Source organism: Paraburkholderia edwinii (assembly GCF_019428685.1).
In the GTDB taxonomy this organism is placed as follows: Bacteria; Pseudomonadota; Gammaproteobacteria; order Burkholderiales; family Burkholderiaceae; genus Paraburkholderia; species Paraburkholderia edwinii.
The window spans coordinates 1,178,243-1,198,786 of sequence record NZ_CP080095.1 but is presented as its reverse complement, the minus strand read 5'-3'; the positions used below and the strand labels follow the sequence as shown (position 1 = coordinate 1,198,786).

Here is a 20,544-nt window from a genome sequence, read left to right as displayed (position 1 = left end):
CGAATTGTTACGGGTTTGTGGCCTCGATGCGGCCGCTCGCGCGCCGCCGCGCCGGCAATCTCATGTACCATCGGCGCGAACATCGTCGACCGCGTTTTCGTCTGCTTTGTCGACAGCATGCCGCCTTAGCCGCCACGACCTCCAATGACAGAACCCAACGGCCCCGATCCCGACCCGAACGTCGACCGAAGCGCCGGCCAAGGTGCCGACGGAAGTGCCAACCCAGGCGCCAACTCCAGGCGCGGCGCAAAAGCGGCCGGCAAGCGGCCGCGCCTCGTCGCGCGTTTCGTCGCCATCTCGTGGCGCGATCTCGCAGTGACGTTCGTGCCGATTCTGCTCGTCAGCGCCCTCGCGATCTGGGCCGCCGTGCGCCTGATCCAGCCCGCGCCGCCCGATACGCTGACGATTAGCGCCGGTCCGCGTGGCAGCACATTCTGGAATGCCGCGCAGCGCTACAAGGACATCCTCGCCCGCAACCGCGTCACGCTCAATGTGCTTGAATCCGAAGGCTCAGCGGAAAATCTGCGGCGGCTGCTCGATCCGAATGCCAAGGTCGATGTCGCGTTCGTGCAGGACGGCATTGCGCATGGCAAAACCGACGGCCTCATGTCGCTTGGCAGCGTCGCGTACGTGCCGGTCGCGATCTTCTATCACGGGCCGACCGTCGAATGGCTGTCGCAATTCAAAGGTCAGCGCATCGCGATCGGCGCCGAAGGCAGCGGCACGCGCGAACTCGCGCTCGCGCTGCTCGCGGCGAACGGCATCACGCCGGGCGGTCCGACGAAGCTGCTGCCGCTATCGGGCGACGATGCGGCGAAGGCGCTCGTCGAGGGCAAGGTCGACGCCGCCTTTCTGACCGGCGACTCCGCGCAGCCGCCGGTGATGGTCAAGCTGTTCCGTACGCCGAATATCCAGTTCTACGACTTTACGCAGGCGCACGCCTATGCAGGACGCTTTCCGTACCTGACGCGCATCGAGCTGCCGATGGGTTCGCTCGATCTCGGCAAGAACATCCCGTCGCAGACGCTGCAAATGGTCGCGCCGACCGCCGAGCTCGTCGCGCGCACGTCGCTGCACCCGGCCCTGTCGGACCTGCTGATCGAAGCGGCGCGCGAGGTGCACGGCAAGGCGAGCGTGCTGCAGCGCGCAGGCGACTTCCCCGCCCCGCTCGCGCATGATTTCCCGATCAGCGACGATGCGGCGCGCTACTACAAGTCGGGCAAGAGCTTCCTGTACCGCACGCTGCCGTTCTGGATCGCGAGCCTCGCGGACCGGCTGCTGGTCGTGCTCGTGCCGATCATCGTCGTGCTGATTCCGGGCTTGCGGCTCGTGCCGTCGCTGTACGCATGGCGCGTGCGCTCGCGGATCTACCGCTGGTATGGCGCGCTGATCGCAATCGAGCGCGGCGCATTGAGCGAAACCTCGCAGGCCGAACGCGACACGCTGATCGAGCGACTCGATGCGATCGAGGAAGCGGTTAACGGGCTCAAGATGCCGCTTGCCTATGCGGACCAGTTCTACGTGCTGCGCGAGCATATCGGCTTCGTGCGCGAGCGGCTCACGCGAGCGCGCGAAGCACCTGCGGACGCACAGGGGACCGCACCGCCGTCCGGCGAGCCGCCGGCCGCCGCGGCAGAGTCCTCGGACGAGCCCTCAGACGAGCCCGCGCGAGACGCGCGGCAAGCAGCGGCGCGGGAAACAGAGCAAAACCCGACCGCCGACACGGCGCGCGACGAGCCGACCTCGAGCGATGCGCCGCGCGCCGGGCAAACGGGGCCCACCCATATCGCCTGAGCCTCGGCTCGCGCGTCGACGGTCAAGCGGGGCCATCCGGTCAACCCGGTCACGCCGCCGTCACGCAAGGCCTCAGGCGAAACCCGCATTCCCCACACATTTAGCGCCTCGCCCGCCTGCCGGTGGTGCGCGGCGCTCCGGCTTTGCGTAAGATCGAGGGCAACCGGCACGGCGCCCATCCTTCAGACGTTCGATAATGCGGCCGTGCCACACTGGAAATCCCGGGAGACATCATGACCGATGGCATCGACGCCACGCAGCCGCTGTGGTTTTACGACTTTGTCTCGCCGTTTTCGTATCTGCTGCTCGAGCAATACGACAAATGGCCGGGCCTTCCATTCGTAATGACGCCAGCCACGCTGAACGAGTTGTACGGCCACTGGCGGGAACGTCTCGCGTACGACGTGCCGGCCAAGCGCGTCTTTATGTATCGCTACGCGCTGTTTCGCGCGGAACAGCTCGGCATTCCGTTCAAGATGCCGCCCGTGCATCCGTTCGACTCGACCAAGCCGATGCGCCTTGCTGCTTCGATTCACGCGGACGTGAACACGGTGCGCGAGATCTTCCGCTTTATCTGGCGCGAAGGCCGCGACCCGTCGACGCCCGACGGCTTCGCGCTGTTGTGCGAGCGCCTCGGGATCAAAGACGGCCCCGAGCTCGTCGAACGCGAGGAAGCCAAGGCTCAGCTGAAGCGCAATAACGCCGATGCGATCGCGCTCGGCGTATTCGGCGTGCCGACGTTCTGGCTTAACAAGCAGCTGTTCTGGGGCGAAGACGCGTTGCCGATGGTGCTCTATTGCGCGCGCACGCCGAACTGGCTCGAGTCGAAAGAGGTCAAGCGGATCTCGGGGCTGCCTTCGGCATTCCTGAAGCCGTGATGTGCGGCACCGTGGTTTTCACGTCCTGACACAAGCATGACGGCAAGCGCGCAGGCGGGCGACGCTGATGCCGGCCATACCGTGTGCGCTATGCCTGATGCACGCGGAAAAGCTTAAGGTTACGCAGGAACGACCCGACCGGCGCGACAACCGTGGATGACAACACCGCTACCCTCGACATCTGGCTCGTGCGCGTGCTGCGCACGCTGCTGGTCGAGCGCAGCGTGACGCAGACCGCGCTGCGCCTGAACCAGACTCAGCCGGCCATCAGCACCGCGTTGCGCAAACTGCGCGAGACGCTGAACGATCCGATTCTCGTGCGCGGCAAGTCGGGGATGGTGCCGACCGAATACGGCGAGTCGCTGCTTGCCGCCGCGCAGAAGGTGTTGCGCGACGTCGATTTCGTCGCGACGCCGCACGGCGACTTCGATCCGGCGCGCTCGCGCCGCACGTTCCGCATCGCCGCGCCGGACTACCTGAACGACTTCTTCATGCCGACCGTGATCGCGCAATTCCGCGATGCGGCGCCGCATGCGCGGCTCGAGATCGAGTCGCTCGGACCACGGCTCGATCATGCGGCGGCGCTCGAGAAAGGCGAGCTCGATCTCGTGATCGGCAACTGGCCGAAGCCCGACGAGCGCTTCGAGCGCAGCGACCTGTTTTCGGACACCGTCGTCTGCATGATGCGCGCGGACCATCCGCTGGCGCAGGCGCCGCTCTCGCGCGATGCGTATCTCGCCGCGCCGCATCTGACGCCGACGCCGTATAGCGGCGGGCGCAGCGGCGCTATCGACGCGGGCTTCGCGCGCGCGAACGCACAACGCCGTGTCGTCGCGACGCTACCGTATTTCGGGCTCGTGCCGCATGTGCTGTTGCAATCGGATCTGATCTTTACGACGACGCGCCGCTTTGCGATGCACTACGCGAACCTGCTGCCGCTCGCGGTCGTCGACGTGCCGATTCCGTTTCCGCGCATTCGCTGCTATCAGATGTGGCATCCGCAGACGGACCGGCCAAGCGATCTGGGCTGGTTGCGCGAACTGCTCGCGCAGGTATCGGCGAACCTCGTCGCGCATAAGGCGCGGCGCACGCGGAGCGACGATGAGGTTGCCTCGACCGCTACGTCTACCGGTGCCCCGGCTACGCAGTCAGAAGACGGAGGCGCGAGCGGCAATGCCGGTGCTGGTCAGCGCGCCGGATTCGATGTCGCCCGACCGCGCATCACTCCATCGCGCTGACGCCGCCCCGGCCGCGAGACCCGCACATCGCACCTGCAGCAGCTCCGCGCAGACCGCAAGCGCAATCGCGTGCGGCGCCTTGTCGGTAATGCCGTCGACGCCGATCGGGCAAATCATCTCGGCCATCCGCGCCGGATCGACGCCGCGCTCGACCAGCCGCCGTTCGAATTTCACGCGCTTCGTCTTCGAACCGATCATGCCGAAGTATGTGAAGTCGCGCCGCAGCATGATCCGCGACGCGAGCGCGAAATCGAGCGCGTGGTTGTGCGTCATCACGAGAAAATATGCGCCGGCCGGTGCGTGATCGACGATCGCATCGGGCGTGTCGGTCGCTTCGACCTGCACGTTTGCCGGCACTTCGTCAGGGAACAGTTCGTCGCGTTCGTCGACCCATTGCACGACGCACGGCAGGCTGCCGAGCAAGGTGACGAGCGCATGACCGACATGGCCCGCGCCAAACAGCACGATATGCATCGGCGGCGGGTTTGCGCGATGGCCGCTGCGCCGGCCGATTTGCCGCGGCGCGGTTTCCGTTGTCGCGTCTGTCCGCGATTCGATCAGCGTTTCGGCGCGCGTTTGCGTTCCCGGGCCCGTCCGCGTTTGCGTCGACAGTTCGCGCAAAGATTGGAACGCGAAGCACGAGTTGATCATCGCTGCCATCCTTGCGCCTGAGTGCGCATCGCACGCACGGCGCCGACTGCCTTGAGAATCGCTTCGCCGGTTGCCGGCGCATTCAGGGGCGGGTTCACCTGATAATCGGCGACGCTTGCGACCGCGTCTCGGATCGCGAAGAACACCGAGAACGGCAGCAACAGCGGCGGCTCGCCGACCGCCTTCGAGCGGTGAATGCTGTCTTCCGCGTTGCGGTTCTTGAACAGGCTCACGCGGAAGTCCGGTGGCATGTCGTTGACAGTCGGAATCTTGTAGGTCGACGGCGCGTGCGTCATCAGCTTGCCACCCTGGTTCCACCACAGTTCCTCGGTGGTGAGCCAGCCCATGCCCTGCACAAACGCGCCTTCCACCTGGCCGATATCGAGCGCCGGATTCAGCGACGCGCCCACGTCATGCAGCGCATCGGCGCGCAGCACACGCATTTCGCCGGTCAGCGTGTCGATCACCACTTCCGAAACGGCCGCGCCGTACGAGTAGTAGAAGAACGGCCGGCCTTGCAGCTTCGCCTGATCCCAATAGAGCTTCGGCGTCGCGTAGAAACCGTCGGACCACAACTGCACGCGCGCGAGATACGCCTTCGCGATCACTTCGTCGAACGGCACAACGGCCTCGCCGACGATCACGTTGTCGTTCGCGAAGCGCACCGCGGCAGCCGTCACCTGGCCCGCGCCGTAGCGTTCCGCCGCAAACGCCGCAAGCCGCTCGCGCAACTGGCGCGCGGCATCCTGCGCGGCCTTGCCGTTCAGGTCCGTGCCGGTCGATGCGGCCGTCGCCGAGGTATTCGCCACCTTGCTCGTATCGGTCGCCGTCACGCGCACGCGGCTAAAGCGGATACCAAGCGCGTGCGCGACGACCTGCGCGACCTTCGTGTTGAGCCCCTGCCCCATCTCCGTGCCGCCGTGATTCACGAGCACCGAGCCGTCGGTATAGATATGGACGAGCGCGCCCGCCTGATTGAAGTGCGTGACGTTGAACGCGATGCCGAATTTCACCGGCGTCAGCGCAATGCCCTTTTTCAGCACTTCGTTGTGCTCGTTGAATTCGCGGATCGCGGCGCGGCGCGCGCGATAGTCGCTCGTGGTTTCAAGCTCGCCGATCAGTTCGTGCAGCACATTGTCTTCGACGATCTGCCCATACGGCGTCTGGTTGCGTTCGGTCTTGCCGTACAGATTGCGGCGCCGCACGTCGAGCGGATCGAGCCCGAGCGAGCGCGCGACGTTATCGATGATGTATTCGATCGCGAACGCGCCCTGCGGACCGCCAAAGCCGCGAAACGCGGTGTTCGACTGCGTATTGGTCTTGCCGCAGAAGCCCGCGATCGAGACGTCCGGCAGCCAGTACGCGTTATCGAAGTGGCATACGGCACGCGTCATCACCGGGCCGGACAGATCGGCGGAAAAACCGCAGCGCGACGTCATGTCGACGGACACGCCTTCGAGCATACCGTCGTCGTCGTAGCCGACGTCGAACGTGTAGTGGAAGTCGTGACGCTTGCCCGTGATCATCATGTCGTCGTCGCGATCGGGGCGCAGCTTGACCGGGCACAGCAGCTTCCATGCGGCAAGCGCCGCACAGCATGCGAACAGCCCCGACTGCGATTCCTTGCCGCCGAAGCCACCGCCCATGCGCCGGCATTCGACGAGCACGTTATGCGACGCCACGTTCAACACATGCGCGACCAGATGCTGCATTTCGGTCGGATGCTGTGTCGAGCACCAGACGTGCATGCCGTCGTCGTCCTTCGGTACCGCGTAGGCGATCTGCCCTTCGAGATAGAACTGCTCCTGGCCGCCCAACAGCATCTCGCCGGCCTCGCGATGCGCGGCGCGCGCGATTTGCGCGCCGGCGTCGCCGCGCGCCAGCTTCATCGGCGGAATCACGCTCTGGTTCGCGGCGCGCGCCTGTTGCGCGGTCAACACCGCGGGCCATTCCTCGTAGACGATCTCCGCGCGCCGCGCGGCAAGACGCGCGGTGTCGTGCGACGTCGCCACGACGATAAACATCGGCTGGCCCACGTACTGCACGACGCCATCCGCCAGCACCGGATCGTCGCCTTTGACGATCGGCGCGCAATCGTTGTGGCCGGGAATATCGCCGGCAGTGAAGACCGCGACCACGCCGGGCGTCGCGCGCACCTTGTCGAACGACATCGACACGATCTTCGCGTGCGCCTTCTGCGATAGTCCGAGCGCCGCGTGCAGCGTGCCGGCCACGAGCGGAATGTCGTCGGTGTAGGTCGCGCGGCCGGCTACGTGCAGATGCGCGGACTCGTGCGGACGCGACACGTGCACCTGCGTGAACTTGTCGAGTTCGGCGAGTTCCTGGGCGTCTTTCAGGAACGGTTCGGCTTGCTGGTTCATGCGGATGATTCTCCGTGTCTCTTGTCTTGCGGCTTGTGGCGGTCTTGCGTCTGTCTTATGTCGCTCTCGGGGCCCTTATTGCGGCCCTTATTGCGGCGTGTAGTGCGGCCTGTAGTGCGGCGAGTCTCGCAGCCTGTCTCGCGCGCTTACGCGGTCACAGCGGTCGCGGCTTGAACCGCACGTACATCGAGCGCCGACTTCGGCAACGGATCATGTGCACGCGTTTCGAGCCAGAACCGGTAAAGCGTGTTTTTCGCGGTTTCGAGGCGGTATTCGTCGGTGGCGCGCATATCGGAAAGCGGCGCGTAGTCTTTGGCGAGCGCGGCCATCGCGGCCTGCGCGGTTGCTTCGTGCCAGTGCGCGTCCTGCAGCACGCTTTCCACATGCGTGGCCCGCTTCGGCGTCGCGGCCATGCCGCCGAACGCGATGCGCGGCTCGCGAATCGCGTCGCCGTCCGCGATAAATGCGAACGCCGCGCACACGGCCGAAATATCGGAATCGAAACGCTTCGAGATCTTGTACGTACGAAAACGCAGGTTCGCGCGCGCGCCGATGCGCAGCGGCACTTTCACCGCGACGACGAACTCGTGTTCGGCAATGTCCTTCTTCTGGTACGCGAGGTAGAGGTCTTCGAGCGGCATCTCGCGTTCGACGTTGCCGCCGCGCACCACGACGCGCACGCCCAGGGCGATGAGTCCCGGCATCGAATCCCCGATCGGCGAGCCGTTCGCGACATTGCCGCCGAGCGTGCCCGCGTTGCGGATCGGCAGCGAGGCGAAGCGCTGCCACATCTCGGTGAGCTCCGGGTAATGCGTCGCTAGCTCCGTATACGCGGCTTCGACGGTCACGCCCGCGCCGATGCGCAGCCAGCCGTCGGCGCTTTCGATCTTCTGCAGTTCGCCGATCTGGCCGACGTAGACGATGTCGCCGAGCGCGCGCATCTGCTTCGTGACCCACAGGCCGACATCGGTGCTGCCGGCGAGAATGCGCGTGGCGGGCTGCGCTTCCTTGAGGCGCGCGAGCGCGTCGACGGTGCGCGGCGCGGCAAAGCGCTGGCCCGCGTGCTCGTATTCGAAGGTCGCGTCGCGCTCGAGCGACAGCAGCGTGCGCGACAGCGCGGCGGTGTCGATGGGTGCGGCCGGCGCGGGCAACTCGAACATCCGCATTGCCGCGTCGATGATCGGCCGGTAACCCGTGCAGCGGCACAGATTACCGGTCAGCGCGTTGCTCACTTCCTCGCGCGTCGGCACCGTGCAGTTCGCGCCGCAGGCGTGGGCGTGGCCGTGCGCCGGCTCATGGCGCTGTTCGCCGGACTGTTGGCACAGCTGCTGGCCAGGCTTGTAGCCATATTCATGACCATGCTTCTTGTACATCGCCCACATCGACATCACGAAGCCCGGCGTGCAGAACCCGCATTGCGAGCCGTGGCATTCGACCAGCGCTTCCTGCACGGGATGCAGCGAGCCGTCCGGCTGGCGCAGGTCTTCGACCGTGAAAAGCGCCTTGCCGTCGAGCGTCGGCAGAAACTGGATGCACGCGTTGACCGCCTTGAAGCTGACGCCGCCCAGTTCGTCGCGCTCGCCGACGACCACCGTGCACGCGCCGCAGTCGCCTTCCGCGCAGCCCTCCTTGGTGCCCGTGCAGCGCGCGTCTTCGCGCAGGTACTGCAGGACGGTGCGCGTGACCGGCGCGTCGCTGATTTCGCGGATCGCGTTGCGGTGATAGAAGCGGATCGGCTGGCTCATGTCTCGTGTCTCTCGTGTCGGGTCCGACTTGCGGCGGTTTTTCGCGCCCGCGCGGGGAACATGCGGGCGATGCGGCGGGTATGGTTGGAAAGCTATCACCGACAATTCATGCAACCCATAGCGCGAAAACCATGCAGCTCATATCGCCAGCAAGATATTGAGATAGCCAAACGGGATAGCGTTGCTTATGACGGCGCGTCCGTTGTGACGCGCTTCGGATTTGAATACGCCGTTTCGGCCAATTGCGGCTGGTACGCGAGTGCATCGAACTGTGCCGTGATGGATTCGGCCGCCATGATCTGGCACCCTGATGCTGAATATTTTTTAAGCATTCGCTGCATGACAACCAGTTCCATGGGAAAATCACGGTCTTCCGCCGTTTTCAAGTCTCGTTTTCCCCATGTCCGCCGACTCCGCCTCGCCGCGCAGTGAATTTGCGACCACGTTGCAGATCATTCCGGTCGTCTTCTTCACGTTCGTTTGCTACCTGAATATCGGCATTCCGCTTGCGGTGCTGCCGGGCTATGTGCACGGCGAACTCGGCTTCAGCGCGGTGATCGCCGGTCTCGCGATCAGCGTTCAGTACCTCGCCACGCTCGCGTCGCGCGCGCTCGCGGGCCGCTCGGCCGATACGCTCGGGCCGAAAAAGACCGTGTCGAACGGGCTGATTGCAAGCGGCGTGAGCGGCGTCGGCCTGCTGCTTGCCGCGCTGACCACCCACTGGCCGGCGGTGAGCCTCACCTTGCTGGTCGTGAGCCGCCTTGTGCTCGGCGTCGGTGAAAGCCTGTGCGGTACAGGCGCGATCCTCTGGGGCATCGGCCGCGTCGGGACCGCGAACAATGCGCGCGTGATCTCGTGGAACGGCATCGCGACCTACGGCGCGCTCGCGATCGGCGCGCCGTTCGGCGTCGTGATCGCGCGCCATATCGGCTTTGCTTCGCTCGGCGTCGCGGTCATCGTGCTTGCCGCGGCGGGCTATGCGCTCGCGCGGCTTGTGCCGTCGGTGCCGCTCGTGCATGGCGAGCGCATGTCGTATCGCAGCGTGTTCGCGCGCGTGCTGCCGCACGGCCTCGGGCTCGCGCTCGGCTCCGTCGGTTTCGGCTCGATCGCGACCTTCATTACGCTCTTCTATGCGGCGCGGCATTGGCCGAACGCGGCGCTGTCGCTGACGCTATTCGGCACGATGTTTATCGGCGCACGCCTGCTGTTCGCGAACACGATCAAAACCTACGGCGGCTTTCGCGTGGCGATCGCGTCGTTTTCGCTCGAATGCGTGGGGCTGCTGATGTTGTGGCTTGCGCCGGTGCCGCATGTCGCGCTGGCCGGCGCCGCGCTGACGGGCTTCGGCTTCGCGCTGGTGTTCCCGGCGCTTGGCGTCGAGGCGGTCGGGCTCGTGCCGCCGGCAAGCCGCGGCGCGGCGTTGTCCGCGTACTCGGTGTTTCTCGATCTGTCGCTGGGCGTGACCGGGCCGCTTGCCGGGTATATCGCGGGTGAATTCGGTTACGGGTCCGTCTATCTGTTCGCGGCCGTTGCAGCCGCGGCGGCGATTGCGCTGACCATGGTGCTTTATCAGCGCTATGTGCGCGGTGTGACCGGGCCTTCAGCGGCGGTTTGACCCGCGGGGTGGTCTGCGGTTTGACCCGCGGGGTGACCCGCGGTTTGAACGACGGTTTGACCGGTAGTGTGACCTTCAGTCAACCGCGCCCGGGCGGCGCGCCGCAAACCGGCGCGCCCATCCGGCTCAATGCGTGAGTAATTCCGCGTTCGCGCTCGCCTTCGTCCCCGCCTTCGTCCCATTCGACAACGACTTCTCGAGCGCTGCGACGCCTGCCGGCAAATCGACGCCGACGCCAAGATCGACCATCGTCCGTCCGAATGCGTGCACGGTGCGAAACAGGTTATGGGCGCGGCACTGCTCGCCCATCTGCCCGATCCGCACGATCGGCAAACCGAACGACCCCGAGATCTCGACCTGATGGTTGCGCGAGATATGCCCGCAGATATCGCCGGGGCTCAGCGTGCCCGGCACTTCGATGCCGATCACGGAATTGAGCCGGCATTCCTGCGGCGTATACAGTTGCAGGCCCATCGCGGTAATCGCCTCCTGCAACGCAAGCGAGCATTTCTGATGACGCGCGAAGCGCTTCTCCAGCGTCTCCGCGCAGACGAGCCGCAGCGCCTCGTGCAGCGCGAGCACGCCTGACACCGGCGCCGTGTAGTGATACCCGGCGTTGTGCCAGAAGTTTTCGGCCAGCGACGCATCGAGACACCAGTGCGGGCCCGGATCCTTGCGCGCCTTCACGCGCTCCCACGCGGCATCGGAAAACGCGATCAGCGACACGCCGGGAATGGACGACAGACCCTTCTGCCCGCCCGTAATCACCGCATCGATGCCCCACGCATCCATATCGAGCGGCATCGTGCTCAGCGTGCACACCGCATCGACAATGACCAGCGCGCCGGCTGCTTTCGCGAGCGCGGCAATATCTTGCAGATGGTGATTCCACACCGTATTCGACGTCTCGCCCTGCACGATCGTGACGACTTCCGGACGCTCGCGTCCGATCGCCGCAGCGACCTCTTCGAGGCTCGCGACCGTGCGGTCCGGCACCTCGAGCACCGACACGTTCGCGCCGACGCGGCGGCCCATCTCGGCCATCCGCTCGCTGAAAAAGCCGTTCTTGATGCTGAGCATGCGCGTGCCGGGCCACGCGAGATTCGAGATCGCCATTTCCATCGCGGCCGAGCCCGGGCCCGCAACGCCGAGCACCCACTTCGAATTCGTCTGGAACACGTAGCGCGCCATCGTCTTCACCTGCCCGACCACCTTCGACATCGTGCCGCCGAGGTGATTGATCACGATCGCATTCGCCTTGGCCACCGCGGCGGGAATCGGCACGGGGCCGGCGCCCATCATCAGCAGCGGTTCTTCGGGAAGGATGGCGTCGAGCGACTCGACCTCGGGACAGGGAACGGTGGACGTTGTAGTTGACATGATCGGTAGGCAGGCGAGCAAGCGAATGGGAACAGACAGAAACAGATAAAGCGCGGGTAAAGCACGGGGCAATGCACGGGTCAAAGCACGACCCACACGCTTTGAAAACAGCCGGAAAAAATGGACCCGCCGATAGACCGCCGGCGGGCCGATTTTTACCGCTTCGTCCGATCATTCACCGATCCGCGCGAATGTGCAAGTTTTTTGACAGCGCGTGTGCTTCGCGAGCGCGCGATTTCAGCGCGTTTCCCGTGCGATTCCCGTGCGACCCCAACCCGCCCGTCATGTCCTGACACCACGCTCAGCACGGTTACCGCAACGACGTCACTTCACCTTGTTCTTGTCGAGGCTTTTGCCGGTCGCCGCATTGAAGCGCTCGACATATTCCTCGATCAGCTTGCGCACCGCGCGGCCAATCGCGCGGTAGTCCGATTCGTTCAGGTTCGCAAGCGAGACACGCCCCGACGGATGCGCCGTACCGAAGCCGCGCCCCGGCAGCAATACGACACGCGCTTCGCGCGCGAGTCGGAACAACAGTTCCGACGGCTGCGTGTTCTTCTTGATCCACTCGACGAACTCACGGCCATAGGCGCGCTCGCCGAGAAATTCCATATCGAGGATCGTGTAGTAGTCGACCTGATTCGGATCGTCGTCTTCGAACGAGATGCCGACCTCTTCGTAAAGCGCACGCTTGCGGTTGCGGATCAGCCGCTTCAATGCGCACTTGTATGCGTCGGGCGTGTCCATCAGCGAAAACAGCGAGAAGAGCACCATCTGCACCTGCTGCGGCGTCGACAGGCCCGCAGTGTGATTGAGCGCGACCGTGCGGCTGTCGGCGACGAGCCGGTCGATAAACTTGAGCTTGTCGGGCTCGGTGGTGATCGATTCGTAACGCCCGTGCAGCTCCTTTTTCACGTCCTTCGGCAGTTCGGCAATCAGACGATCGAGCACGTTGTCGCGATGCGTCGCGATCGTGCCGAGGCGCCAGCCGGTCGCGCCGAAATACTTCGAATACGAATAGACGAGAATCGTGTTCTTCGGCGCGAGCGCGAACAGCGACACGAAGTTGTCGGCGAACGTGCCGTACACGTCGTCGGTGAGCAGGATCAGATCGGGCCGTTCCTTCACGATGTCCGCAATCTGCTGAAGGCTCTCGTCGCTCATCTTCACCGACGGCGGGTTGCTCGGATTCACAAGGAAGAACGCCTTCACCCTCGGATCGCGCAGCTTTTCGAGTTCGGCCTCCGGGTATTGCCAGTTGTTTTCGACGTCCGCGTTCAGGTTGATCACGTTGAGCTGATAGTCGTTCAGCCGCGGAATCTCGATGTACGGCGTGAAGATCGGCACGCCGAGCGCGATCGTATCGCCGGCCTTGATCAGCCGGTTTTCGCGCATCGTGTTGAAGATATAGGTCATCGCCGCGGTGCCGCCTTCGACCGCGAAGATATCGAACTCGCCGACAAACGGATGCTTGCCGATCATCTCGCGCCGCAAGTACTGCCCGACGATGATCTCCGACAGCTTCAGCATGCGGTCCGGCACCGGATAGTTCGACGCGAGAATGCCCTCGCACATTTCGTAGAGGAAGTCGCCGGCCGACAGCCCGAGCTGATCGCGCACATACGACACCGCGCCGCGCAGAAAGTCGATACCGGGCACGCCCCTGTTTTCGCGCAGAAACAGTTCGAAGCGTTCGGTCAGCCCGTCGCGCTTCGGAAAGCCGCCGATGCCCTCCGGCATATGCGCGAACGAGCGCTCCGCTTCGCGCATCGCAAACAGGCCCAGCTGCCAGAAGCCGTGGCGCGGAATGGTCGCGAGAAAGTTAGGATTGCCGCGGCCCGCATTGAGCATCGCGGTATTCGCCGGACGCTCGACCGCCCCGCCGCCGGCCGCCTTGATCAGCTCGTCCTTCAGTTCGAACGGGCTCAGCGCCGCGAGCTTCGCCTGTGCGCCGCCGTTGTGCGTCGCGCTGCTGCCTGTGCCGTTGCCCGATTTGCCCTTTGCCATGGTGTCGTCTCCTGGTGGATGACAGAAATCCGGTTGGCCGCCCGGCGATGACGGGCGGCAATGCGCGAGATTCAAACGAGCCCCACGACAAGCGGCCCGAGCAGCGTCAGCAGCACATTCGCAATCGCATAGGTGATGGCGAATGGCACGGTCGGCACGGCGCTTTCCGCCTTGTCGAGCACGCCGCCGAAGGCCGGATTCGCGCTGCGCGAGCCCGTCAGCGCACCGGCCAGAATCGCCGCGTTGTCGTAGCGGAGCACGTAGCGGCCGAACAGCATCGTGAGCAGCAACGGCACCAGCGTCACGAGCACGCCGGCGAGAAAAATCGTCATGCCGCTCTGCTTGACCGTGACGACCGCCTGCAGGCCCGAGTTCAACCCGACCACCGCAACGAATGCGGCAAGCCCGAAATCCTTCAGCAATTGCGATGCGGCCGTCGGCATCACGCCGTACATCGGATGCTTGCCGCGCATCCAGCCGAACAGCAGGCCCGCGAGCAGACACCCGCCGCCCGAACCGAGCGTAAGCGGCACACCGGCGACGTCGACGACCACGAGCCCGATCAGCAGACCGAGCACGATCCCCACGCCCATATAGATGAAATCCGTCTTGATCGAATACGGCAGCTCGTAGCCGGCCGCCGTGACCGCCCGTTTCGTATCTTTTGCGGTGCCGTAAAACGTGAGCACGTCGCCGTGCTCGAGCTGCGTGTGCGGCAACACGGGCACGGGCTTGCCGATCCGTGAGATGCCTTCGAGAAACACGCCGTGCCGCATCTCGCGATCGACGGTTTCGCGCACATGCGCGACCGTCATGCGGTTCATGCCTTTGCGCGTGAACACCGCGTCGCGCGTTTGCATGACGAGCACGACGTCGCTCGTATCCGCGACTTCGGGGCCGATCAGCGGCGCGATGCCGACCATCTCCGCGCGGCGCCCGATCACGAGCACGATGTCGCCGTTCGCGAGCACCATGTCCTCGGCCGGATCGAGCGCTTCACCGTCGCGATGAATACGCTCGATCGTCACCCTATCCTGCTGGCTCACCTCGAGCTCCGAGACCTTGCGCCCCGCCGCCTGCGCGACGCGAAACGCCCGCCCGACGAGTTCGGGCAGCGCGGCAAGTTGCCCCGGTCCACGCGCCGGCGCGCCGCCCGCGAGTTCGGCTTCCGCATCGAGCGACGCCTCGTGCAGACCGCGTCCCATAAATTTCGGCAGCAGATTCACGCAGACGAGGATCGCGCCGAGCGACCCGAACACATAGGTCACGGCATAGGCGATCGCGACGTCCGATTGCAGCGTCTTCGTTTCTTCGGCGGAGAGGCCGAGGCGCGCGATCGCGTCGCCCGCGGTGCCGATGATGGCGGACTGCGTCAACGCCCCGCCCGCCAATCCGGCGGCCAGCCCCTTGTTCAGATGGAACAGCTTCGCGCAGACCAGCACCGTGACGAGCGCGCTGACCGCGAGAAACACGGCCATCGCAATTTCGCGCAGCGTCTTGCGGTTCAGCGAGTTGAAGAAGCCAGGCCCCGAGTCGTAGCCGACCGCATAGATGAACACCGCAAACATCACGGCTTTGACGCCGTTGTCGATCGACACGCCCGCCTGGCTGATCACGACCGCCGCGAGCAGCGAACCGCCGACGCCGCCGAGCTGAAACTTGCCGAAGTTGATCTGCCCGATCAGATAGCCAATGGCCAGCGACAGAAATAGCGCGATTTCTGGGGATTTCTGGAAGATGGAGTGCAGCCAGTCCATTGGGATGTCTCTGTCCGGTGCGCGGTGTGCAATGTGCGGTACGCGATGCTTGCCCCAGGTCCGCCGGTATCGACCGGTTATCCAAACTTGCTGGCCAATCCGACGACGACCGGCCCCATCAACGGCAAAAAGATATTCGAGAGCGCGTATGTGATCGTGTAGCCGATCACCGGCGTCGAGTTGCCCGTCACGCCAACCAGTGCGCTGATCGCCGGCGTGCTGCATTGCTGGCCGGCAATCGCGCCGAGCAGCATCGGCGTATCGAGCTTGAGCAGCGTGCGGCCGATCCATAGCGACAGCAGCCCCGGCACGAGCACCATCAGAATGCCGACGATGGGCAGCGCCAGACCGTATTCGCGCACGAGCTTGATCGCGTCGGGTCCGGCGGAAAGACCCACCGCGGCGATGAAGGTGGCGAGGCCGAAGTCCTTGAGAATCTGCGCGGCCGCGGACGGCAGCGAGCCGACCAGCGGATGACGCGAGCGGATCCAGCCGAACAGCAGCCCCGACAACAGACACCCGCCGCCGGTGCCGAGCGCGAGCGACACGCCGCCGATCGTGCCCGACAGCCGGCCGAGCGCCATGCCGATCAGCACGCCGAGACCGAGATAGACAAAGTCGGTTTTCTGCGTCGGCACGAGTTCATAGCCGAGGCGCTTCACGCCGCGCGCGACGTCGTCTTTGGCCCCGACGATGGTGAGCACGTCGCCGCGATTGAGCACCGTGCCGGGTAGCGCGGGAATGCGCGCGTCGAGCCGCGTCACGGCGGCGATATAGACGCCGCGCCCTTCCGTGCGCGACGCCTGCTCGCGCACCTGCGCGATCGTGAGGCCATGCAGGTCGCGGCGCGTCAGCACGACGTCCACACGCTCGCCCATCACGACGTTGAAGCCGCCGCCCGTCACCTCCTCGCCGATATGCGGCGCCGCCGCGACGAGCGCCGCGCGCCGGCCGACCACGAGCGCGACGTCGCCTTCCTCGAGCTTCGCCTGCGGTTCGGCCGCCATCAGCACGCCGCCGCGCTCGATCTGCTCGAACGTCAGGTTGTTGCCGTACTGCTGTTCGAATACGCCGATCGTCGCGCCCGCCGCCGGCCCGACGCGAAACGCGCGGCCGACCAGCGCGGGCGCCGCGAGGCGCTGTCCTTCGTCGAGCGCATCGCCGCCGCCCAGTTCGCGCCACACGCGCTCGGCCTCCGTGCGCAGATTGACGCGCAGCAGAAGCGGCGCGATCTGGCTGCAGAACAGCACGATGGTGATAAGACCAAACAGATAGCTGACGCTGTAAGCCGTGACGATATTCGCCTGCAGCCGCGTGGTCTCGGCATCGGCGAAGCCGAGCCGCGCGATCGCTTCGGACGCGGTGCCGATCACCGCCGATTCGGTTGCCGCGCCGGCGAGCAAGCCTGCCGCGGTGCCCGGATCGAGATTCATCATCGACACCGCAATCATCACGAGCGTGAGCACCGACACGACTTCGACCACCGATAGCAGGCCGTAGCGCCAGCCGCGTCCGATATTCGCGAAGAACTGCGGACCGCCCGTGAAACCGAGTGCAAAGATAAACAGCGCAAACGCGATGTTCTTCAGGTCAGGCGAGATGCGCGCGCCGGTCTGACCGAGCACGAGCGCAACGATCAGCGTGCCGCACACGCCGCCCAGCTGGATGGGCCCGAGACGGAACGAGCCGATAAAGTAACCGAGCGCAAGGCTGACGAATAATGCGATTTCAGGTTGGGACCTGAGCAGTTCGACAATCATTGATTTGCATCCCGAATTGACATGCATGGCACACATCGGGCGGTGCATCCGGAACAGCGTTCAACCGCTATCGGCCTTGGCTATTGGCTATTGGCTTTAATGACAGACATCGCTTCCTCGTCAGGTTGTGGAACAACGCGTGGGAACCGCGAACAGGCGAGCGGCCTGATTCTGTCCATCCAATCTATGCGGAATCGATTTACATCAGTGCGTGAGCGCATCGCGTGCGCGATGCGGATTTATTACATGCATGGAATCGTCGTGCCGCTTTAATAGATATGAAAATCAGGCAGGGCTGTCAATGTTATTTTCAAGGTGGAACGGCTTCGCACCGTTGCCGCGCACCGCATGGTGCGATACTGAACGCTTGCACGCCGTTCCGCATGCCTGACGCCGGCCCCCGGGCCCAGCGGAACGGCGCGCTCACTTCGGGAGCCGCGATGCGCATGATCCTGTTCAGCAGCCGTCAGTACGACCGCGATACGTTCAACGAAGCCAACGCGTCATTTCACTTCGAACTGCATTTCCAGGAGTCGTACCTCGATAGCGAGACCGCGATCCTCGCACATGGCTACGACATCGTCTGCCCGTTCGTCAACGACACCGTCGATGCCGCCGTGCTCGAACAGCTGCATGCGGGCGGCACGCGGCTCATCGCGCTGCGCTCGGCCGGCGTCAATCATGTTGATCTGGTAACAGCCGAACGCCTCGGGCTGCCGGTGCTGCACGTGCCGGCATACTCGCCGCATGCGGTTGCGGAGCACGCGGCCGGGTTGATTCTCGCGCTGAACCGGCGTCTGCCGCGCGCGGTTGCGCGCACGCGCGAAGGCGACTTCTCGCTGACCGGCCTGCTCGGCTTCGATTTGCACGGCAAGACCGTCGGCATCATCGGCACCGGGGTGATCGGCCGTACCTTCGGCCGCATCATGGCGGGTTTCGGCATGCAGGTAGTTGCGTACGACCCGGGTCCGCCCGCCGCCGAACTGCTCGCGCTCGGCGCGCAATATGTGCCGCTCGATACGCTGCTCGCCAGCGCCGATATCGTCAGCCTGCACTGCCCGCTCGTGCCGGCCACCTACCATATGATCGATGCGGCCGCGCTCGCGAAGATGAAGCGCGGCGCGATGCTCATCAACACCGGGCGCGGCGGGCTCGTCGAAAGCAATGCGCTGGTCGGCGCGTTGAAGAGCGGGCAGCTCGGCCATCTCGGGCTCGACGTCTATGAGGAGGAAGGCGGTCTCTTCTTCGAGGATCACTCGGATACGCCGCTGCAGGACGATGTGCTTGCGCGTCTTCTGATGTTCCCGAATGTGATCGTCACCGCGCACCAGGCGTTCTTCACGCGCGAGGCGATGAACGAGATCGCACAGACAACCCTTGGCAATGTGAAAGCGTGGAGCGACGGCGCGCCGGTCAATGTGGTGCGGCACGCGCCGGCGCGAGGGTGACGGCGCGTAGATGACGGCGCGGGGGTGACGGCGCGTAGATGACGGCGCGGGAGTAACGGCGTATGGGAAACGGTGCGCAATGAATAACCGGCCGCGCGCCATGCGCGCGTCAGAGGCCCTTGCTTAAGCCGTCGTGCCGCGTGCGCTCGCTGCCCCGTTTGAGCGGGACGTCATCGCCGTCTGCGGGGTCGTCGTCGTCCGCGAAGTCGTCGTTGGGGTCGCCGATGACGCCCGGCGCAATGCTCATGGTCGGCCGCAGCGCGGTGCGCGCATCGTCGGGCGCGCCGCAGTACTGGCGCAGCAAGGCGGCCTCGCGCTCATGCACTTCGACCGGAAACCAGCGCGCGCCGGCCGATGCGAGATAACGCGCGCGGTGCTGTCCGTTGCGAAACGCGACCACGCCTTCGCGCTCGAGGCCGAGCCAGCCGATCAGTCCCGGCGCGCGCTTCGCGGTAATGGTCACGTAGGGCATTTCGGGAATACGCGAACTGGCCGGATCGAGAAACTCGCGAATGCCGCGCACCTTGCCGGAGTGCCATTCGTCCACCGGGCGCAGCACGTAGTCCGTGTCGTCGCGCGAGGCGCACTGCAGCAGCTTGCGCGCATCGACGAGGACGACTTCATGGCGCGTTCCGTCGACGGCGAACACGCGCTTGAGCCGCACATGGTCATACCATTCGTGGTCGTGCAACTGGACGACCCAGACAGGTTCACTAGGGGACAGTGCTGAATTCGACATCGACGGCTTCAGATGAAAACGAACAGTGGGTCGCCTCCGACATGCCGGCACACCACGTGCGCAGCGCCGATCGAGCGGGCATGTAAAAGACGATTACGCTACGAGTCGATTGTGAAAAGGCCGTGTCACTTAGGCAAGCGTTTTCACCAGGCACTTGTGGTATTTCGAGCAAATGACAACAAGTGTTGCAACGACTCTGATCGACTTGCATCGGGAGACGACGATGACCCTCGAAACATTCGGCGAGCATGTCCGCATCGAAGCGATCGATGCGGTCGCAACGATCGTGCTCGATCGACCCGCGCGCCGCAACGCGGTGGATCGCCCGACGGCGAACGCGCTGTCCGAAGCGTTCGCGCGTTTCGAACACCACGCGGACTGGCGCGTCGCCGTGCTGTTCGGCGCGGGCGGCACGTTCTGCGCGGGCGCCGACCTCACTGCGCTCAACGACGATGCACGCCGCAACGAGTTGCATGCGGACGGTAGCGGTCCGGGCCCGATGGGTCCGACGCGCACGCCGTTCTCGAAGCCCGTGATCGCCGCGATATCGGGGCACGCGGTCGCGGGCGGGCTCGAGCTAGCCGCGATGTGCGATCTGCGCGTCGTCGAACGTTCTGCAGTGCTCGGTGTGTTCTGCCGGCGCGTCGGCATCCCGCTTATCGATGGCGGCACGATCCGGCTGCCGCGGCTGATCGGTTTATCGCGTGCGCTCGATCTGATTCTGACGGGCCGCGCGCTCGGCGCAGACGAAGCGTTTGCGTTTGGACTCGCGAATCGCATCGTCGACGACGGCGCGGCGCGCGCCGCCGCCGAGCGGCTCGCCGCGGAACTGGCCGCCCTGCCGCAGGCCGCTTTACTCGCCGACCGCCGTTCGGCCTATGAAAACAGCATGCTCGACGATCTCGCCGACGCGTTGCGCCGCGAAGGCGCGGGCGGCTATGCGGCTGTGTTCAGCGAAGGCATGGCGCTCGCCGCGCGCTTCGCCGATGGCGCCGGCAGGCACGGCAGCGCGCTCGATTCATCGGAAGGTTAAGGCCCGCCCGCCTTCTTCGCTGCTTCCTAGTCACTTCTGTTCGTTGCCTATTAAAAAACAACATTCGCTTACATTGGCCATTACGCCGGTTTGGGCTTAGGTACAATCCCCTACTGAC

14 protein-coding genes and 1 pseudogene are annotated in these 20,544 nt (G+C 65.0%); 6 read left to right on the top strand and 9 right to left on the bottom strand.

Features of this window, described 5'->3' with window-relative positions; genetic code table 11:
- Positions 1 to 144 precede the first annotated feature (144 nt).
- The 3 genes from KZJ38_RS05290 to KZJ38_RS05280 all read left to right on the top strand — a co-directional run bounded on the left by KZJ38_RS05290 (position 145) and on the right by KZJ38_RS05280 (position 3,910).
- On the top strand, positions 145 to 1,794 hold the full coding sequence (locus tag KZJ38_RS05290) for a TAXI family TRAP transporter solute-binding subunit (protein ID WP_219799107.1): 1,650 nt from the start codon (positions 145 to 147) through the stop codon (positions 1,792 to 1,794).
- Between the two features lie 233 nt (positions 1,795 to 2,027).
- The gene (locus KZJ38_RS05285) at positions 2,028 to 2,672 is read left to right on the top strand and encodes a 2-hydroxychromene-2-carboxylate isomerase (protein ID WP_219799106.1); all 645 of its coding nucleotides are present in this window, start codon (positions 2,028 to 2,030) and stop codon (positions 2,670 to 2,672) included.
- Positions 2,673 to 2,824: 152 nt separating this feature from the next.
- Complete coding sequence (locus KZJ38_RS05280; RefSeq protein ID WP_219799105.1) at positions 2,825 to 3,910, top strand: LysR substrate-binding domain-containing protein; 1,086 nt, start codon at positions 2,825 to 2,827, stop codon at positions 3,908 to 3,910.
- Here the strand turns inward: KZJ38_RS05280 and xdhC are convergent.
- The 4 genes from xdhC to KZJ38_RS05260 form a co-directional block, all read right to left on the bottom strand.
- Positions 3,821 to 4,570 carry a xanthine dehydrogenase accessory protein XdhC gene (gene xdhC, locus KZJ38_RS05275; protein ID WP_246641646.1) on the bottom strand — a complete coding sequence of 250 codons (750 nt, stop codon included), beginning with the start codon at positions 4,568 to 4,570 and terminating at the stop codon, positions 3,821 to 3,823. The two genes, KZJ38_RS05280 and xdhC, sit on opposite strands and share 90 nt — an antisense overlap.
- Positions 4,558 to 6,942, bottom strand: a complete 2,385-nt coding sequence (xdhB, locus tag KZJ38_RS05270) for a xanthine dehydrogenase molybdopterin binding subunit (RefSeq protein ID WP_219799104.1) — start codon at positions 6,940 to 6,942, stop codon at positions 4,558 to 4,560. Before xdhB ends, xdhC begins: the two co-directional genes overlap by 13 nt.
- 146 nt (positions 6,943 to 7,088) lie before the next feature.
- Positions 7,089 to 8,687 (bottom strand): xanthine dehydrogenase small subunit, encoded by a 1,599-nt coding sequence (gene xdhA, locus KZJ38_RS05265; RefSeq protein WP_219799103.1) that lies wholly within the window; start codon positions 8,685 to 8,687, stop codon positions 7,089 to 7,091.
- A gap of 185 nt (positions 8,688 to 8,872) precedes the next feature.
- A complete protein-coding gene (locus KZJ38_RS05260) occupies positions 8,873 to 9,073 on the bottom strand; it encodes a hypothetical protein (RefSeq protein WP_219799102.1) in 201 nt (66 codons plus the stop codon).
- A 14-nt stretch (positions 9,074 to 9,087) separates the two neighbouring features.
- Between KZJ38_RS05260 and KZJ38_RS05255 the strand changes: the two genes are divergently transcribed.
- On the top strand, positions 9,088 to 10,302 hold the full coding sequence (locus KZJ38_RS05255) for an MFS transporter (RefSeq protein ID WP_219799101.1): 1,215 nt from the start codon (positions 9,088 to 9,090) through the stop codon (positions 10,300 to 10,302).
- 126 nt (positions 10,303 to 10,428) lie between these two features.
- Here the strand turns inward: KZJ38_RS05255 and KZJ38_RS05250 are convergent, their stop codons facing one another.
- The 4 genes from KZJ38_RS05250 to aspT (KZJ38_RS05235) form a co-directional block, all read right to left on the bottom strand.
- Positions 10,429 to 11,682 (bottom strand): pyridoxal-phosphate-dependent aminotransferase family protein, encoded by a 1,254-nt coding sequence (locus tag KZJ38_RS05250; RefSeq protein WP_219799100.1) that lies wholly within the window; start codon positions 11,680 to 11,682, stop codon positions 10,429 to 10,431.
- Positions 11,683 to 12,006: 324 nt separating this feature from the next.
- The gene (locus KZJ38_RS05245; RefSeq protein WP_219799099.1) at positions 12,007 to 13,689 is read right to left on the bottom strand and encodes a bifunctional aspartate transaminase/aspartate 4-decarboxylase; all 1,683 of its coding nucleotides are present in this window, start codon (positions 13,687 to 13,689) and stop codon (positions 12,007 to 12,009) included.
- Between the two features lie 71 nt (positions 13,690 to 13,760).
- Entirely contained in the window at positions 13,761 to 15,446 is a 1,686-nt protein-coding gene (aspT, locus tag KZJ38_RS05240; RefSeq protein ID WP_219799098.1) for an aspartate-alanine antiporter, read from the bottom strand.
- 77 nt (positions 15,447 to 15,523) lie between these two features.
- Positions 15,524 to 17,206 (bottom strand): aspartate-alanine antiporter, encoded by a 1,683-nt coding sequence (gene aspT, locus KZJ38_RS05235; RefSeq protein WP_219799097.1) that lies wholly within the window; start codon positions 17,204 to 17,206, stop codon positions 15,524 to 15,526.
- A gap of 440 nt (positions 17,207 to 17,646) precedes the next feature.
- Here aspT (KZJ38_RS05235) and KZJ38_RS05230 point away from each other — a divergent pair, with 440 nt between their 5' ends.
- The gene (locus tag KZJ38_RS05230; RefSeq protein WP_219799096.1) at positions 17,647 to 18,654 is read left to right on the top strand and encodes a 2-hydroxyacid dehydrogenase; all 1,008 of its coding nucleotides are present in this window, start codon (positions 17,647 to 17,649) and stop codon (positions 18,652 to 18,654) included.
- A 226-nt stretch (positions 18,655 to 18,880) separates the two neighbouring features.
- On the opposite strand, the pseudogene KZJ38_RS05225 reads toward KZJ38_RS05230, so the two are convergent.
- Positions 18,881 to 19,393: pseudogene (locus KZJ38_RS05225) on the bottom strand (plasmid fertility inhibition factor family protein); the annotation flags it as partial.
- Positions 19,394 to 19,616: 223 nt separating this feature from the next.
- On the opposite strand from KZJ38_RS05225, the gene KZJ38_RS05220 reads away from it, so the two are divergent.
- Positions 19,617 to 20,426, top strand: coding sequence for a crotonase/enoyl-CoA hydratase family protein (locus tag KZJ38_RS05220; RefSeq protein ID WP_219799095.1), 810 nt, complete (start codon positions 19,617 to 19,619; stop codon positions 20,424 to 20,426).
- Positions 20,427 to 20,544 lie beyond the last annotated feature (118 nt).

What these genes read in the sequence shown, in the direction of transcription:
- xdhA (WP_219799103.1), bottom strand. Translation starts at nt 8,687, where the DNA reads ATGAGCCAGCCGATCCGCTTCTATCACCGCAACGCGATCCGCGAAATC.
- KZJ38_RS05255 (WP_219799101.1), top strand. Translation starts at nt 9,088, where the DNA reads ATGTCCGCCGACTCCGCCTCGCCGCGCAGTGAATTTGCGACCACGTTG.
- aspT (WP_219799097.1), bottom strand. Translation starts at nt 17,206, where the DNA reads ATGATTGTCGAACTGCTCAGGTCCCAACCTGAAATCGCATTATTCGTC.
- KZJ38_RS05245 (WP_219799099.1), bottom strand. Translation starts at nt 13,689, where the DNA reads ATGGCAAAGGGCAAATCGGGCAACGGCACAGGCAGCAGCGCGACGCAC.
- KZJ38_RS05220 (WP_219799095.1), top strand. Translation starts at nt 19,617, where the DNA reads ATGACCCTCGAAACATTCGGCGAGCATGTCCGCATCGAAGCGATCGAT.
- xdhC (WP_246641646.1), bottom strand. Translation starts at nt 4,570, where the DNA reads ATGGCAGCGATGATCAACTCGTGCTTCGCGTTCCAATCTTTGCGCGAA.
- KZJ38_RS05250 (WP_219799100.1), bottom strand. Translation starts at nt 11,682, where the DNA reads ATGTCAACTACAACGTCCACCGTTCCCTGTCCCGAGGTCGAGTCGCTC.
- xdhB (WP_219799104.1), bottom strand. Translation starts at nt 6,942, where the DNA reads ATGAACCAGCAAGCCGAACCGTTCCTGAAAGACGCCCAGGAACTCGCC.
- KZJ38_RS05230 (WP_219799096.1), top strand. Translation starts at nt 17,647, where the DNA reads ATGCGCATGATCCTGTTCAGCAGCCGTCAGTACGACCGCGATACGTTC.
- KZJ38_RS05285 (WP_219799106.1), top strand. Translation starts at nt 2,028, where the DNA reads ATGACCGATGGCATCGACGCCACGCAGCCGCTGTGGTTTTACGACTTT.
- aspT (WP_219799098.1), bottom strand. Translation starts at nt 15,446, where the DNA reads ATGGACTGGCTGCACTCCATCTTCCAGAAATCCCCAGAAATCGCGCTA.
- KZJ38_RS05290 (WP_219799107.1), top strand. Translation starts at nt 145, where the DNA reads ATGACAGAACCCAACGGCCCCGATCCCGACCCGAACGTCGACCGAAGC.